This window comes from Bradyrhizobium sp. YCK136 (genome assembly GCF_044570075.1).
Classification (GTDB): Bacteria; Pseudomonadota; Alphaproteobacteria; order Rhizobiales; family Xanthobacteraceae; genus Bradyrhizobium; species Bradyrhizobium diazoefficiens.
The window spans coordinates 1412919-1428019 of the sequence record NZ_CP172424.1 but is presented as its reverse complement, the minus strand read 5'-3'; the positions used below and the strand labels follow the sequence as shown (position 1 = coordinate 1428019).

The window sequence follows — 15101 nt, the reverse complement described above, 5'->3', positions numbered from 1 at the left end:
GAAACGCGACCGATGAGCACGATCGATACCGGCCTGACGCTGCTGAAGAGCGCCGCCGGCCGCGTCTCCGCCGCCAATGGCTGGATGGGCAATGCGTTCAAGGGCTGGATGCCGACCGGCCTCTATGCCCGCGCGCTCCTCATCATGATCGTGCCGATGGTGATCCTGCAATCGGTCGTCGCCTTCGTGTTCATGGAGCGGCACTGGAACACGGTGACGCGCCGCCTGTCGGCCGCAGTGGTGCAGGACATCGCCGCGCTGATCGACATCTACAAGGGCTATCCGCAGGACAAGGATCGCGACCAGATCCGCCGCATCGCGCAGCAACGCCTCGGACTCGTGGTCGACTTCCTGCCCGCCGGCGACATGCCGCCGCCAGGACCAAAGCCGTTCTTCTCGCTGCTCGACCAGACGCTGTCGGTGCAGCTCGGCCGCCAGATCGGGCGCTCGTTCTGGATCGACACGGTCGGCCGCTCCAACCTCGTCGAGATCCGCATCCAGCTCGACGACGCCGTGATGCGCGTGTTCGCGCAGCGCAGTGCCGCTTACGCTTCGAACTCGGAGATCTTCCTGTTCTGGATGGTCGGCACGTCCTCGATCCTCTTGATCGTCGCAGTGCTGTTCCTGCGCAACCAGATCAAGCCGATCCTGCGCCTTGCCGATGCCGCCGAAAGCTTCGGCAAGGGCCGCGAGGCGCCGAACTTCAGGCCGCGCGGCGCGCGCGAAGTGCGGCGCGCGGCGGTCGCCTTCCTCGAGATGAAATCGCGCATCGAGCGCACGATGGAGCAGCGCACCGCGATGCTGGCCGGCGTCAGCCACGACCTGCGCACCATCCTGACCCGCTTCAAGCTCGAGCTGGCGCTGATCGGCGACAGCCCGGAGCTCGAAGGCATGCGCAAGGACGTCGACGAGATGTCGATGATGCTGGAGGACTACCTTGCGTTTGCCCGTGGCGATTCCGGCGAGCAGTCGCAGCCGACCGACATGGCGCAGGCGCTCGAGGAGCTGCGCAGCGATGCCGAACGCCACGGCCACGCTGCAACCGTCGCATTCAACGGATTGCCGGTGGTGACGGTGAAGCCGGCCTCGTTCAAGCGCTGCCTCGCCAACCTCGTCACCAATGCGGCGCGCTACGGCAAGAGCATCGCCATCACCGGCCAGCGCGATCACCGTTACCTGACCGTCACGGTCGACGACGATGGCCCCGGCATTCCCGCGCATCTGCGCGAAGAGGTGTTCAAGCCGTTCCTGCGGCTGGACAACGCCCGCAACCAGGACGAAGGCGGCACGGGCCTTGGCCTCGCCATCGCCCGCGACATCGCCCGCTCGCATGGCGGCGACATCACGCTGGGCGATAGCCCGATGGGCGGATTAAGGGCGAGCGTGCGGATACCGGTGTAACTGCCGTAGCCCGGATTTCGCTACGCTCCATCCGGGCCACAATCTCGCCTACTTCGGCAGCAGCGCCTTCAGCTTGTCCATGTCGCGCACGTTCATCTTGAAGCCGCCGGGCATCACGATGTCGCCGGGCTTCTGGTCCGGCTTGCAGGCGCCGAGCCATTTCGCTTCGAGCGTCATGGTGGTGTCGCGCCCCGCGGCACCGGCGGCGCCGCCTTGCGCGTGTGACGACGTCTTCACCGTGTAGGCCGAGTTGAAATCGCCGGTGATCTCGGCGTGCGAGGTGGTGCTGATGCCGGCGACGCTGCACTCGGAATCGCTGACATAACCGGTCGCGGTCTTCTTGATGTCCTGCTTGGCGCAGATCTGCTTGGCCATCGGGGAGACGTTGTTGTTCATCTCCTTGTCGACGGTCTCGTCGGTGCAGTGCTGCATGGTCATTTCCGGCATCTGCGAGCCGGTCCTGACCATCTTCAATTCCCACAGGCCGGCCTTGCGCACCGGCAGATCGTCGGCACTGGCGCCGCCTGCCGACACCACAAGGCAAAGGGCCGAGCCGAGCAAAGCAAGTTTGCGCGTCATGTGGAAGCTCCCGGCTGAGAGATCGCTGCGTTACGAAAACGCCTCAGTACAGCGTGCGGATCGGCTGGTTGGCGGCGCCATAGGGCACCCAGCGGCAGGAGAACGAGATGTAGCCGCCCTCATAGGCCTGCACGCCGAGGAATTTGACGACCTTGCCGTACTGCGCGCAATGATCGACCGCGACCTGCCGCGCATCGACCTGATTGGCCATCGAATAGGCGATGATGCCGCCGGTGTCGTTGCCCTTGAACGGGGGCACAGGAAGGATATCGGCGCGCGCCGACTGGCCCGCCATCATACCCAGGGCAAGAAGGCCCGCGGCCGCAATGATTCGCATTCCCGTTACTCCAATTGGTTGGCGCCAGTTTACGGTGCCGGGACGGAAGTGAAAAGAACTGAAGCCCTGTCGGATGCGACGTTCTGGTCAACTCCTGGCCAAGTGTTGCCGCGCTGCACTTGACCTCACCCGCCCTTCGCGGCACCGTCCGACCTCCGCAGATCATCTGTCTGGATTGCCCATGCGCGCCTCGACCTCCCTGAAATCGCTCCGCTTTGCCGCCGTGCTCGGCCTCATGTTCGGGGCGCTGTCGCTCGGTGAGGCCAGGGCCGCCAATCCGCTGGAGCTGAATTTCTGGCTGAGCGGACCGCGCTATGACGGCAATGTGGCCGATTGCGACAAGGCGCTGCCGACGATCGCCACCCAGTTCTGGGAGAAGGAAAGCGCCTTCTGGAATTCCTCGTTGAAGATCACCGGCTTCTCCGCCGTGCACGAGACCGCGTTCCGACCCTGGCAGTCCGACAATATTCCGCGCCGTTATTGCACCGGCGAGGCCATGCTGAACGACGGCAAGGTGCGCAAGGTGCATTTCTCGATCATCGAGGATGGCGGCTTCGCTGGTTACGGCAATGGTGTCGAATGGTGCGTGGGCGGACTCGACCGCAACTGGGCCTACAATCCGGCCTGTCGCGCCGCCAAGCAGTAATTCGACGGCCCTGATTCGGACCGGGCCAGCGGCCTGACGAGGGCCGCCCGAATTTTGTTCTTGAAATGTTCTTATCGCCTGCTAGGCTCGATTGCACAGTCTAGTTGAGGGGCGTCGCCATGTTTCATTCCAGATTGCATTCGTTCTCCCGCCTGATGATCTCGCTGACCCTGGCCTTGACCTTTGCCGCCGGGCTGGTCTTGCCGGCGGGCGTCGCGACAGCGCAGGACAGGCGGCAGAACGCGCCCGGCGAATTCGATTTCTATGTGCTGTCGCTCTCGTGGTCGCCCTCCTTCTGCGAGGAGGCGGCGGAGCGCGGCGGCCGCTCCCAGATCCAGTGCAGCGGCCGGCCCTATTCCTTCGTGGTGCACGGGCTGTGGCCGCAATATGAGAACGGCTTCCCGGAATATTGCCAGCGGCCGGCGCCGCGGCTGAACCGCAGCATCGTCTCCTCGATGCTCGACCTGATGCCGGCGCCGGGCCTGATCTTCAACGAGTGGGACAAGCACGGCACCTGCTCGGGGCTCGCCGACCGCAGCTATTTCGAGACGATCAGGAAAGCGCGCGCCGCGATCAAGATTCCGGCCGAATATCTCGAATTGTCGCAGGCCAAGACCGTGGCGCCTGCCGACGTCGAGGAGGCCTTCATCAAGGCCAATCCGGGCCTCGGCAGCGCCGCCGTCTCGGTCACCTGCAACCGGACGCGGCTGTCCGAGGTCCGCATCTGCCTCAGCAAGGACCTGCAATTCCGCGCCTGCGAGGAGATGGACCGCCGCGCCTGCCGCCGCGACCAGGTGACGATGCCGCCGATCAGGGGTGGGTAGCTGCTAAATCAGCTCCGTCATTCCGGGGCACGCGAAGCGTGAACTATGGTGCGCAGTTCGGTGCTACGTACCGCCCCGGAATGACGGGAGTTACTTTCATCGCGCGATGTCGTAACTCTCCGCCATGAACTACCGTCACGCCTTTCATGCCGGCAACTTTGCCGATGTCATCAAGCACATCGTGCTGGCGCGCATTCTCACTTATTTGCAGGACAAGCCGGGGGCGTTCCGCGTCATCGACACCCATGCCGGCGCCGGCCTCTACGATCTCGAAAGCGACGAGGCGCGGCGCGGTGGCGAATGGCTAACCGGCATCGCGCGACTGATGCAGGCGCGCCTGTCGAACGAGACCGCGGCGCTGACAAAGCCCTATCTCGACATCGTCCGCGCCTTCAATCCGAAGGGCGAGCTCAAGGCCTATCCGGGTTCGCCGCTGATCGCGCGCGGCCTGCTCAGGCCGCAGGACCGCCTCGTCGCCTGCGAACTCGAGCCGAAGGCACGCAAGGCGCTGATCGACGTGCTGCGCCGCGACGAGCAGGCACGCGTGGTCGATCTCGACGGCTGGGTGGCACTGCCGGCCTTCGTGCCGCCGAAGGAGCGGCGCGGGCTCGTGCTGATCGACCCGCCGTTCGAGGCAAAGAACGAGTTCGAACGGCTGGGCGAAGCCTTCTCGGAGGCTTTCGCAAAATGGCCGACCGGTATCTATGTAATCTGGTATCCCGCCAAGAGCCGTCGCGCCACCGATACGCTGGCACAGCTCGTGGCGCGGCTCGCAGCCGCAGCAAAGCCACCGGGCAAATGCCTGCGCCTCGAGTTCAGTGCCGCGCCGCAGCTTGACGGCGCAGCCCTCACCTCCACCGGACTGCTGATCGTCAATCCCCCTTACACGCTGCACGGCGAGCTCAAGACGATCCTGCCCGAGCTCGAAATGCCGCTCGGCCAGGGCGGCGCTGCCAGATTCCGATTAGAGGTGCCGAGGCCGTAACACTCCGGCATTCTTGGGAAAAATATGCAGGAGCGGTAGTCAATCTGCAAAGAACCGTATTATGCTATTTCCGTGACTGGCTTTACGTTCCGCTTCCGCGAATGGTTGCGGCGGAGTGAAGGCCTAAGAAAGATCCGGCCGGACCGAAAGGTCCGCCCAAGGATGGCCAGCTCCCGGGCTCCGTACGGCCCGGTCATGTCGTGACGTGAGTCTGCGTCACGACGGAGGAGCAATGAGGGGGAGTTTCCCGATGGCCATGACGGGAACGGTCAAGTTCTTCAACGGCGAGCGCGGCTACGGCTTCATCAAGCCGGATGACGGCGGTCGCGATGTCTTCGTTCACATCACTGCTGTGGAGCGAGCGGGACTGAAGGACCTTGCCGAAGGACAGCGTATTACTTTCGAAGTCGAACCGGACAAGAAGGGGAAGGGACCGAAGGCGGTCAATTTGGTCATCCTCTCCTAGCGGGCCTGACGCAAAAAAACCTGGCGCAAAAAAAGTCCCGGCCGCGAGCGGCCGGGAGGTTATTGTCCGGTATTTTCTTATTTGGCTATCAGAAGTGATAGTTGACGCCTGCGCGCACAACGCTGGCGGTATAGCCGTTTGACACGCCTGTAATTGCGAACTGACTCGTCGACAGATCGATGTAGAGATATTCGAGCTTGGCGCTCCAGTTCGGCGCGAGGCCGACTTCCGCACCGGCACCGATGGTCCAGCCGGCGCTGGTGTGCGACTCCGTCCAGCCGAAGGTCTGCGCGCGCAGTTCGCCGAAGGCGAGGCCGGCGGTGCCGTAGAACAGCACGTTGCTGAAGGCATAGCCGGCGCGGCCGCGCAGGGTGCCGAACCACGGATTGGAGAACTTCCAGGGCGCGAAGGTGTCGTCGGCGCCAGCGGCCTGGATGTCGCCCTCGACGCCAAACACCCACGGCCCGTTCTGGAAATTGTAGCCGGCCTGAATGCCGCCGACGAAGCCGGACGGCTTTGAGGGATTGTTGTCGACCGAGCCCCACTCATAGCCGATGTTGCCGCCGAGATACGGACCGGCCCAGCTATACGCGTTCAGCGGCTGGTTGACGGTATAGGGGGCACGCTGCCCGTAACTGAGATCGGCGGCCTCTGCCGAAGCTGTCCAGCCGGCGGCAACCAACGCGGCTGCGCCCACAACGAGCCTCTTCATCACACACTCCAACGCAACTGCCGCAACCGGTGCGATGCCGGCGCCGCCGCGCCATGTCGCATGGTTACGGAACCAAGACCTTTTCGCGTAAGATTTATCGAGAGTTTTAAGTTAAAGGGCTGTTAAGACCCGTTACCGCGCGCTTAACAGACTTAAGGAAGCGTTACCGGGAACTGCGCCGCCATCCTGTGCGTGCGGCATGGCCGGAACTTCAAATCGGTCCCCCCAGCGCCTAAATTCGTCCCATGGTTCACGATTCCACCGACGATCCGGACGACGCCCGCGCGCGCAAATCAAGGCGCGGCACGGCACCGGATGCCCCGCCCCAGGAGACGGCACCGCCGGACCTCGATCCCGCCACCACGGGCGGCGACGACGAGGACGACGCGCTTCTGCCTGACATCCTGGAAGAGAGCGGCGTAGTCGGCGAGGAGCCGCTGGCGAGCGGCCATGAGGCGATCGAGCGCGCGGTCCGGCTCGCGCCGACCTCGCCCGGCGTCTATCGCATGCTCAACGCGAATGCCGACGTGCTCTATGTCGGCAAGGCCAAGAACGTCAAAAAGCGCCTGTCCAACTACGCGCGCCAGAGTGCGCCGCAACCGGCGCGCATCCTGCGCATGATCGCCGCCACGGTGACCGTGGAGATCGTCTCGACCAACACCGAGACCGAAGCGCTGCTGCTGGAAGCCAACCTCATCAAGCAGCTCCGGCCGCGCTTCAACGTGCAGCTGCGCGACGACAAGTCGTTTCCCTATATCCTGATCACCGGCGACCACTGGGCGCCGCAAATCCTGAAGCACCGCGGAGCGCAGACCCGGCCCGGACGCTATTTCGGCCCGTTCGCCTCCGCAGGCGCCGTCAACCGCACCATCACGGCGCTGCAGCGCGCGTTCCTGATCCGCTCCTGCACCGATTCCTTCTTCGAGAGCCGCAGCAGGCCCTGCCTGCTCTACCAGATCCGCCGCTGCGCCGGTCCCTGCACCCGCGAGATTGATTTCCCCGGCTATACGACCCTGGTGCGCGAGGCGACCGACTTCCTCTCCGGCAAGAGCCATGCGGTGAAGCAGGAGCTCGCCGGCGAGATGGAGAAGGCGGCCAATGAGCTCGAATTCGAGACCGCCGCGCTCTATCGCGACCGCCTTGCCGCGCTGTCGGCGATCCAGTCGCAGCAGGGCATCAATCCGCGCACGGTGGAGGAGGCCGACGTGTTCGCCATCCACCAGGAGGGCGGCTTCTCCTGCGTCGAGGTGTTCTTCTTCCGCACCGGCCAGAACTGGGGCAACCGCGCCTATTTCCCGCGCGCGGAGAAGACCTTTACGCCCGAAGAAGTGCTCGGCTCCTTCCTCGCCCAGTTCTACGACGACAAGCCGCCGCCGAAGAACATCCTGCTTTCGCATGAGATCGAGGAGAGCGAGCTGCTTGCCAACGCGCTGTCGATCAAGGCCGGCCACAAGATCGAGGTCACCGCGCCGAAGCGCGGCGAGAAGAAGGAGCTCGTCGCCCATGCGCTGACCAATGCGCGCGAGGCGCTGGGCCGGAAGCTCGCGGACACCGCGACGCAGGGCCGCCTGCTCGACGCCATTTCGACGACGCTGAGCCTGCCGCATGCTCCCAAGCGCATCGAGGTCTACGACAACAGCCACATCCAGGGCACCAATGCGGTCGGCGCCATGATCGTCGCCGGCCCGGACGGCTTCGTGAAGAACCAGTACCGCAAGTTCAACATCAAGTCGGAAGGGGTCACGCCCGGCGACGACTACGGCATGATGCGCGAGGTGCTGGAGCGCCGCTTCAAGCGCCTCATCAATCCGCCCGAGGAGGGCGCCAAGGTCAAGGACGACGATTTTCCGCAATGGCCCGACCTTGTCATCATCGACGGCGGCCGCGGCCAGCTCAACGCCGTCCGGGAGATCTTTGCAAATCTCGGCCTGACCCAGGTGTCGCTGATGTCAGTCGCCAAGGGGCCGGACCGGGATGCCGGCCGCGAGACCCTGTTCATGCCGGAGCGCGAGGCGATCAAGCTCGAGCCGCGCGACCCCGTGCTCTATTTCATTCAGCGCCTGCGCGACGAGGCCCACCGCTTCGTCATCGGCTCGCACCGCAAGCTGCGCAAGAAGGACATCCGCGAGGCCGGTTTGCAGGAGATTCCGGGCATCGGCCCGTCACGCAAACGTGCCTTGCTGCATCATTTCGGAACCCTGAAGGAGATCGAACGGGCCTCGATCGCCGATCTCGGCAAGGTTCCGGGGGTGAGCGCCGAAAGCGCCCGCAGGATTTTCGAGTATTTCCATCCCCAGCCGGGGTGAACTAAGGGGTCCGCAGTCATATGGTCGTCGCATCCCGCACCCCATTTGGGAGCGGGACGGTTGACCTTCAGGCTTGAGCGGTATTGGTAGGACGGATGAACATCGCCACGACACGAGGGACGACCAGCCGCGCGATGTCCCTCCCGAACATCCTGACCTATGGCCGGATCGCCGCGATCCCGGTCGTGGTCGGGTGCATCTACGCGCAGTCGATTCTGGATCAGCCGTTGTGGCTGCGCTGGGTCGCGGTCGCCATTTTCATCGCGGCGGCAGTCACCGATTACCTCGACGGCTATTACGCGCGGATCTGGAATCAACAATCGGCGTTCGGCCGGATGCTCGATCCGATCGCCGACAAGCTGCTGGTCGCCTCCTGCCTACTGATGCTGGCCGCCGACGGTATCATCCATGGCTGGTCGCTGTGGGCCGCCATCGTGATCCTGTGCCGCGAGATCCTGGTCTCGGGCCTGCGCGAATATCTCGCCGCGCTGCGCGTCAGCGTGCCCGTCACCAAGCTTGCCAAGTGGAAGACCACGGTCCAGCTCGTCGCCATCGGCTTCCTGCTCGCGGGCGAGGCCGGCGACCAGGTCGTGCCCGTCGTAACCCAGATCGGCCTCTTGCTGCTGTGGGCCTCGGCGATCCTCACCATGTACACCGGCTACGATTATTTCCGCTCCGGCATCCATCACCTCATCAAGGAGGATGAGGTATGAAGGTGAAATATTTTGCCTGGGTGCGCGAACGCGTCGGCAAGGCCGAGGAAACCATCGAGCCGCCCGCGACCGTGCGCACCGTCGAGGAGCTGATCGCCTGGCTGTCCGGCCGGAGCGAGGCCTATGCCTATGCGTTCGAGAAGCCGAAGGTCATCCGCGCCGCGATCGACCATGCCCATGTCAAGTCGGACGCCGCAATCGCGGGCGCTCGCGAGATCGCGTTCTTCCCGCCGATGACCGGCGGCTAGGCCCATGACTTCCCCTGCGACCACCGGCCCCGTCACCATCCGTATTCAAGAGGACGATTTCGACATTGCGCGCGAGATCGCGCTCCTCACCAGGAGCCGGACCGACATCGGCGCGGTCGTGAGCTTCTCCGGCATCTGCCGCGACGACGAGGATAGCGCGAAGATCGCCGCGCTGACGCTCGAACATTATCCCGGTATGGCCGAGGAAGAGATCAAGCGTCATGTCGACGAGGCAACCACGCGCTGGCCGCTCAACGGCGTCACGGTCATCCATCGCGTCGGGCGGTTCATGCCCGGCCAGAACATCGTGCTGGTGCTGACCGCCTCGCAGCATCGTCAGGCCGCATTCCAGGCGGCCGAGTTCCTGATGGACTATCTCAAGACCAGCGCGCCGTTCTGGAAGAAGGAAGAGAGCGCCACCGGCACCGGCTGGGTCGAGGCCCACGCCCGTGATGACGAGGCCGCCGCACGCTGGACGAAATCCTGATGGCAAGAGCTTCGAAAAAGACCGCGCGCGGCCGCGCCGCGCCAAAACTTGCGAAGGTCGGCCGCGGCGAGCTTGTCACGCTCATCGACTACGTCCGCTATGCCGTGAGCCGCTTCAATGAAGCCAAGCTCGCCTTCGCGCACGGCACCACCGATCCGGTGGCGGAAGCGGCCTTCCTGGTCTGCGAGGCCCTGCATCTGCATCCCGACCAGTTCGAGGCCTTTGCCCACGCCCGCGTCACCGCCGCGGAAGGCAAGACCCTCCTCGACCTGATTCATCGGCGCGTGACCACGCGCAAACCGGCCGCCTATCTCGTCAACAAGATCTACATGCGCGGCCTGCCCTTCTATGTCGACGAGCGCGTCATCGTCCCGCGCTCCTACATCGGCGAACTGCTGGATTCGCATTTCGGCGGCGACGGCGAGGCCGGCTCGCTGATCGACGACCCCGCGGCCGTCGAGCGCGTGCTCGACCTCTGCACGGGTTCGGGATGCCTTGCCATCCTCGCCGCGTATCACTTCCCGAATGCAACGGTCGATGCCGTCGACATCTCCAAGAGCGCGCTCGAAGTCGCCGCGCGCAATGTCGGGGAGCACGGGCTCGATGAGCGGGTCACGCTCCATCGCGGCGACTTGTTCGCCCCGCTCGGCGATAACAGATACGACCTCATCATCACCAACCCGCCTTACGTTGATGCGGAAGGCATGGCGGCCTTGCCGCCGGAATGCCGAGCCGAGCCGAAGCTTGCCTTCGACGGCGGCGTCGACGGTCTCGACGTGGTGCGCCGGATCCTGCGCGACGCCCCTGAGCACCTGACGCCGGACGGCGGGTTGATCTGCGAGATTGGCCGCGGCCGCGAATTGGTCGACGAGGCCTTCCCGGAACTGCCGCTGCTCTGGCTGGACACCGAAGACTCCGAAGGCGAGGTGTTCTGGATCGCGGCCGCCGATCTCGGCTGATCGGCCGCCGCGGCGGTGCTCCGCGCGGAACAAGTCAAATCCCGTCACGTTCATCCCCGACGAATGTCTCGCTCTCGGAGGATGTCCGCATGCTCGCGCCATCGGGCGAATTGCTGCGCGTCGGCGTGGCGCTGAAACTCAACCATCTCAAGCGTGCCGCCCGGTCCTACTTGCGTGACCGCACCAGCCAGGCCACGGGACGGGCGACGTCCTATGCGGTCGCGGCCGGCCTGTTCGCAGTGGCCGGGCTGTTCCTGATCGCGGCCTTCTTTGTCGGGCTGGTCGCCCTGTACCGCTGGATCGCGATCACCTACGGACAGTTCTGGGGCTTCGGTGCCGTCGGCGCCGTGCTGTTGGTCCTGGCTGCGTGCTGTGCCGGTGCGGCTCTGGCTCAGATGAAGCGTCGGGACAAGCCGATCGTGCCGCTGGCCAGCCGCCTGCGCGTTGCGATCGCCACCCCGCGGATTCCGCGCGGAACGGTCAAGCAGGCGGTGAAGGAGGTCGCGACGACGATTCCCCTGGCGCCGCTCGCGCCCGGCGAACGCAGCCACGGCGGCAACACCCGGCCCCTGCGCGCCAACCGTCCCGTGCAGCTAGGTCTGATGCTCGCAGCCGTCGGGCTACTGGGCTTCACGGCCGCGCGTCGGAGACGGCACGGGCACGGACTGGACGCTTGAGATGCCCGCGCGGCGCTCAGGGCAGCTCGACTCCTGGCTGCTGGTCGCCGCCACCGCCGTCTTCGTGCTGACCGCAGAGCGCTACTTCCAGGACCCCGGCGTGGTCCGGCCGGGGCCTCCGCAAGACCGCCGCAACGGCGAGGCGAATTCACCGGAAACGAGCCCGGCGCGTGCGGCCGTGCAGCCCGGCCATGGCCGCCGTGCGAAGAGTCCCCTCGCTATCCCCTGGGCCGGCTGGAAGGATATCTTCTGGCGTACCTATCAGCGCATCGACCACGATCGCCTGCTCGCCACGGCGGGCGGTGTCGTGTTCTTCGGGCTGCTCGCGATCTTCCCCGCAGTCACCGCGCTGGTCTCATCGTACGGCCTGTTCGCCGATCCCTCGACGATCAGCGCCAATCTGCAAACGCTTGCGGCGATGCTGCCCGAGGGCTCGTTCCAGATCGTCGAGGACCAGGTCGCGCGTGTGGTGTCGAAGGGCAATACAACGCTTGGTGTCACCTTCCTGCTCGGCCTCCTGCTTGCGATCTGGAGCGCCAATGCCGGCGTCAAATCGATCTTCGACGCCCTCAATGTCGCCTATGAGGAGCGCGAGAAGCGCAGCTTCATCCGGCTGAACTTGGTGTCGCTGGCCTTCACGGCCGGCGGCATCGTGGCACTGCTGCTGATGGTGGGCGCCGTCGTCGCCTTCCCGCTCGCGCTCGATCATCTCGGCATGGCGCCCGAAAGCAAGCTGATCGTGGCGCTGGCACGATGGCCGCTCCTGTTCCTCATCCTGCTCGTGGCGCTTGCCATCCTCTACCGCTTCGCACCCAGCCGCGATGCGCCGCGCTGGCAATGGCTGAGCCTCGGCGCGGTGGCGGCCGCCCTGCTCTGGATTGCCGGCTCTGCCTTGCTGTCCTGGTATCTGTCCGAGTTCACCAATTACAACGCCACCTACGGCTCGCTCGGCGCGGCGATCGGCCTGATGATGTGGATGTGGATGTCCGCGATCGTCATCATGTTCGGCGCCGAGCTGAACTCGGAGATCGAACGGCAGACCCTGCGCGACACGACCACCGGGCAACCGAGGCCGCTCGGAAGCCGCGAGGCGGTCTCTGCGGATACGGTCGGCGCCGCCGCTCCGGCCTGAACCTCGCCGCGAACGGACCGCTATCCCCTCGAATCAACAATGATGTTAGGGTCACACGGCTTGGGGGAGCATGAGGCGTGACGGGTTCGCACAGTAACCCGTGTTTTCCCGGGTGAGGCAGTCAGCTCTTGAGGCGTAACGCGCGGCATGATTCGCATTTCGACGATCTTCATCGCCATCTGCATGGTTCTGGTCGCGGCCTCGCTCGGGCTGGCGCTCTACGCGGTCGCCGGCATCAGCGGAACCGAATCCGCGATCGTGGCGCTGACCGCGCTGACCTTCCTGATCCTCTACAACGCGGTGTCGATGCGGCTACGCGACCGCAGCGACGTCGGCGGCCAGATCGTCGACCTCTCGCGCGGCACCGCCGACCTCGCCCGCCAGGTGGCGGAATTCGGCCGCCGGTTGGCTGCGATCGAAGGGCGTATCGCCTCGTCCAATTCGACCAATTCCGACCGCATCCAGTCGGTGGTCGGCGAGATCAACGAGCTCGGCGGGCTGGTCAAGCAGCTCGCGTCCACCGTGTCGACCCATGAGGACCTGCTGGCCGGCGCGACGCCGCCCTCTCCCGCGCCGGTCGCAAGGGCGGAACCGGAAGCACCGATCGACCTGATCGCGCCGCTCGGGGAGCGGCCGGTGGCGCCGCCACCGCTTCCCGCGGCTCCCCCGCCTCCCGCAGCGCAGCCGCGGCCGGCACCGTCAGTTCAGGCCCAAGCCGCCCATCCGGTTCAGACTGCCAACGGACGCAACCAGACCCAATTGCTGGCGACGCTGCGCAGCGCGATCGACGAGAACCGCGTCGACATCTTCCTCCAGCCGATGGTGACGCTGCCGCAGCGCAAGGTGCGGTTCTACGAGGCGGTGACACGGGTCCGCGACGAGCGCGACCAGTTGATCGCCGCCGAGGAGTTCATCAGCATCGCGGAGGCCTCGGGCCTGATCGGGCGTGTCGACAACATGGTGATGCTGCGCTGTGTGCAGGTGCTGCGCCGCCTGATGGTCCGCAACAAGGACGTCGGCGTGTTCTGCAACGTCGCGGCCTCCACGCTCGGCAATTCCACCACCTTCGCGCAATGCCTCGACTTCCTCGAAGCCAACCGGGCGCTGGCGCCGTCGCTGGTGCTGGAGTTCAAGCAGTCGACCTTCCGCAATCTCGGCCCGGCCGAGTCCGAGAACCTCGCCGCGCTCGCCCAGCGCGGCTTCCGCTTCTCGATCGACCATGTCACGGATCTGCGCATCGAGCCGCGCGAGCTCGCCGACCGCGGCGTGCGCTTCATCAAGGTGCCGGCCACGCTGTTGCTCGATCCGAGGCAGGCCTCGACCTCCGACATCCACCCGTCCGACCTCTCCGACCTGCTCGGCCGCTTCGGTATCGACCTGATCGCCGAGCGGATCGAAGGCGAGCGCGCCGTGGTCGACCTGCTCGACTATGACGTGCGGTTCGGCCAGGGGTTCCTGTTCGCGCCGCCCCGGCCATTGCGGCCGGAGGGGGCATCTGCTACCGGCGGGGCCTCGCCGAACCAGGCGCAGGACATTCAGGGATCCAATGTCTCCGGCACACCCAGCCCAGGCGCGACGTCAGCCGCTCCTCCAGCACAACGCATCACCGGCAACGCGGCGCTCGCGCGCCGCATCTGATCGGCCGTGCGCATCATGACCACGCTGCATTTCGCCGAAAGCCTGCGCGAGCTCGTGGGCGATGTGGACGTCGTGCTCAGCGACATCTGGGGTGTGGTTCACAATGGCCTGGAATCTTTCCCCGAAGCCTGCGAAGCGCTGCACACCTATCGCAGCCGCGGCGGTACGGTGATCCTGATCACCAATGCACCGCGCCCCGCCGACTCCGTGCAGCGGCAATTGCGCAAGCTCGGCGTCGCCGACGAGACCTATGACGCGATCGTCTCGTCGGGCGATCTGACCCGGCTCTACGTCGCCGAGCATCCCGGCCGCAAGATGTTCTGGCTGGGCCCCGAGCGCGACAACTCGATCTATCGCGGCCTCGATGCAGTGACCGCACCGCTGGAAGAGGCCGACTACATCGTCTGCACCGGCCTCTATGACGACGAGACCGAGACGGCGGAAGACTATCGCGGCATGATGCTGAAGGCGCGCGAGCGCAAGCTGACGCTGGTCTGCGCCAACCCGGACATCGTGGTGGAACGCGGCGACCGGCTGATCTATTGCGCCGGCGCGATCGCCGAGCTCTATCGCGAGCTCGGCGGCGAGGTGATCTTCTACGGCAAGCCGCACCGGCCGATCTACGAGCGCGCGATGGCGCTCGCCGGCGAACGCCAGGGCCACCAGATCGACCGCAGGCGCGTGCTGGCGATCGGCGATTCCGTCCGCACCGACCTCACCGGCGCGCGCGAATTCGGCATCGACTGCCTGTTCGTCACCCGCGGCATCCATGCCGAGGAGTTCGAAGGTCTCGACCAGCTCGACCCGGCATCCGTGATGGAATTGTTCGGCCACCCGCCGAAGGCGCTGATGCGCGAATTGAAGTGGTGACGGCATAGCCGTCATCCCGGGATGGTCCGAAGGACCAGACCCGGGATCTCGAGATTCTCAGGGGCGCAATCGCGCACCATAGTTCGGTGCTGCGCACCGCCCCGGAATGACACTCGCAACG

17 protein-coding genes are annotated in these 15101 nt (G+C 65.5%); 14 read left to right on the top strand and 3 right to left on the bottom strand.

The window, feature by feature from the left end:
* Nucleotides 1–12 precede the first annotated feature (12 nt).
* Nucleotides 13–1401: an ATP-binding protein gene (locus ACFLEY_RS06755; protein ID WP_011090196.1), complete on the top strand. Its 1389-nt coding sequence runs from the start codon at nucleotides 13–15 to the stop codon at nucleotides 1399–1401.
* 48 nt (nucleotides 1402–1449) lie between these two features.
* Here ACFLEY_RS06755 and ACFLEY_RS06750 read toward each other — a convergent pair whose 3' ends face one another.
* Together ACFLEY_RS06750 and ACFLEY_RS06745 are read right to left on the bottom strand one after the other, a co-directional pair.
* Nucleotides 1450–1980 carry a DUF3617 family protein gene (locus ACFLEY_RS06750; protein WP_060910451.1) on the bottom strand — a complete coding sequence of 177 codons (531 nt, stop codon included), beginning with the start codon at nucleotides 1978–1980 and terminating at the stop codon, nucleotides 1450–1452.
* Nucleotides 1981–2023: 43 nt separating this feature from the next.
* Nucleotides 2024–2317: a hypothetical protein gene (locus ACFLEY_RS06745; protein WP_060910450.1), complete on the bottom strand. Its 294-nt coding sequence runs from the start codon at nucleotides 2315–2317 to the stop codon at nucleotides 2024–2026.
* Nucleotides 2318–2498: 181 nt separating this feature from the next.
* On the opposite strand from ACFLEY_RS06745, the gene ACFLEY_RS06740 reads away from it, so the two are divergent.
* The 4 genes from ACFLEY_RS06740 (at nucleotide 2499) to ACFLEY_RS06725 (ending at nucleotide 5238) form a co-directional block, all read left to right on the top strand.
* A complete protein-coding gene (locus ACFLEY_RS06740; RefSeq protein ID WP_060910449.1) occupies nucleotides 2499–2963 on the top strand; it encodes a hypothetical protein in 465 nt (154 codons plus the stop codon).
* Between the two features lie 119 nt (nucleotides 2964–3082).
* Nucleotides 3083–3787: a ribonuclease T2 gene (locus tag ACFLEY_RS06735; RefSeq protein WP_028174663.1), complete on the top strand. Its 705-nt coding sequence runs from the start codon at nucleotides 3083–3085 to the stop codon at nucleotides 3785–3787.
* Nucleotides 3788–3911: 124 nt separating this feature from the next.
* Nucleotides 3912–4772, top strand: coding sequence for a 23S rRNA (adenine(2030)-N(6))-methyltransferase RlmJ (locus ACFLEY_RS06730; protein ID WP_027546000.1), 861 nt, complete (start codon nucleotides 3912–3914; stop codon nucleotides 4770–4772).
* A gap of 250 nt (nucleotides 4773–5022) precedes the next feature.
* Nucleotides 5023–5238, top strand: a complete 216-nt coding sequence (locus ACFLEY_RS06725) for a cold-shock protein (RefSeq protein WP_008544396.1) — start codon at nucleotides 5023–5025, stop codon at nucleotides 5236–5238.
* Between the two features lie 88 nt (nucleotides 5239–5326).
* Here the strand turns inward: ACFLEY_RS06725 and ACFLEY_RS06720 are convergent, their stop codons facing one another.
* Nucleotides 5327–5950: an outer membrane protein gene (locus ACFLEY_RS06720; protein WP_028174662.1), complete on the bottom strand. Its 624-nt coding sequence runs from the start codon at nucleotides 5948–5950 to the stop codon at nucleotides 5327–5329.
* A 245-nt stretch (nucleotides 5951–6195) separates the two neighbouring features.
* Here ACFLEY_RS06720 and uvrC point away from each other — a divergent pair, with 245 nt between their 5' ends.
* The 9 genes from uvrC (at nucleotide 6196) to ACFLEY_RS06675 (ending at nucleotide 14980) form a co-directional block, all read left to right on the top strand.
* Entirely contained in the window at nucleotides 6196–8256 is a 2061-nt protein-coding gene (gene uvrC / locus ACFLEY_RS06715; protein WP_060910447.1) for an excinuclease ABC subunit UvrC, read from the top strand.
* A 95-nt stretch (nucleotides 8257–8351) separates the two neighbouring features.
* Nucleotides 8352–8969, top strand: a complete 618-nt coding sequence (gene pgsA / locus ACFLEY_RS06710) for a CDP-diacylglycerol--glycerol-3-phosphate 3-phosphatidyltransferase (protein ID WP_011090204.1) — start codon at nucleotides 8352–8354, stop codon at nucleotides 8967–8969.
* A complete protein-coding gene (moaD, locus tag ACFLEY_RS06705; RefSeq protein ID WP_011090205.1) occupies nucleotides 8966–9217 on the top strand; it encodes a molybdopterin converting factor subunit 1 in 252 nt (83 codons plus the stop codon). The genes pgsA and moaD overlap by 4 nt, the downstream gene beginning before the upstream one ends.
* 4 nt (nucleotides 9218–9221) lie before the next feature.
* Complete coding sequence (locus ACFLEY_RS06700; protein ID WP_060910446.1) at nucleotides 9222–9704, top strand: molybdenum cofactor biosynthesis protein MoaE; 483 nt, start codon at nucleotides 9222–9224, stop codon at nucleotides 9702–9704.
* Nucleotides 9704–10663, top strand: coding sequence for a 50S ribosomal protein L3 N(5)-glutamine methyltransferase (prmB, locus tag ACFLEY_RS06695; RefSeq protein ID WP_060910445.1), 960 nt, complete (start codon nucleotides 9704–9706; stop codon nucleotides 10661–10663). Before ACFLEY_RS06700 ends, prmB begins: the two co-directional genes overlap by 1 nt.
* Before the next feature lie 89 nt (nucleotides 10664–10752).
* Nucleotides 10753–11340, top strand: coding sequence for a phage holin family protein (locus tag ACFLEY_RS06690; RefSeq protein WP_060910444.1), 588 nt, complete (start codon nucleotides 10753–10755; stop codon nucleotides 11338–11340).
* Nucleotide 11341: 1 nt separating this feature from the next.
* Nucleotides 11342–12472: a YihY/virulence factor BrkB family protein gene (locus tag ACFLEY_RS06685; RefSeq protein ID WP_060910443.1), complete on the top strand. Its 1131-nt coding sequence runs from the start codon at nucleotides 11342–11344 to the stop codon at nucleotides 12470–12472.
* Nucleotides 12473–12619: 147 nt separating this feature from the next.
* Nucleotides 12620–14110 (top strand): EAL domain-containing protein, encoded by a 1491-nt coding sequence (locus ACFLEY_RS06680; protein WP_060910442.1) that lies wholly within the window; start codon nucleotides 12620–12622, stop codon nucleotides 14108–14110.
* Between the two features lie 15 nt (nucleotides 14111–14125).
* Entirely contained in the window at nucleotides 14126–14980 is an 855-nt protein-coding gene (locus ACFLEY_RS06675; protein WP_028174657.1) for a TIGR01459 family HAD-type hydrolase, read from the top strand.
* The last annotated feature ends 121 nt before the right edge of the window (nucleotides 14981–15101 follow it).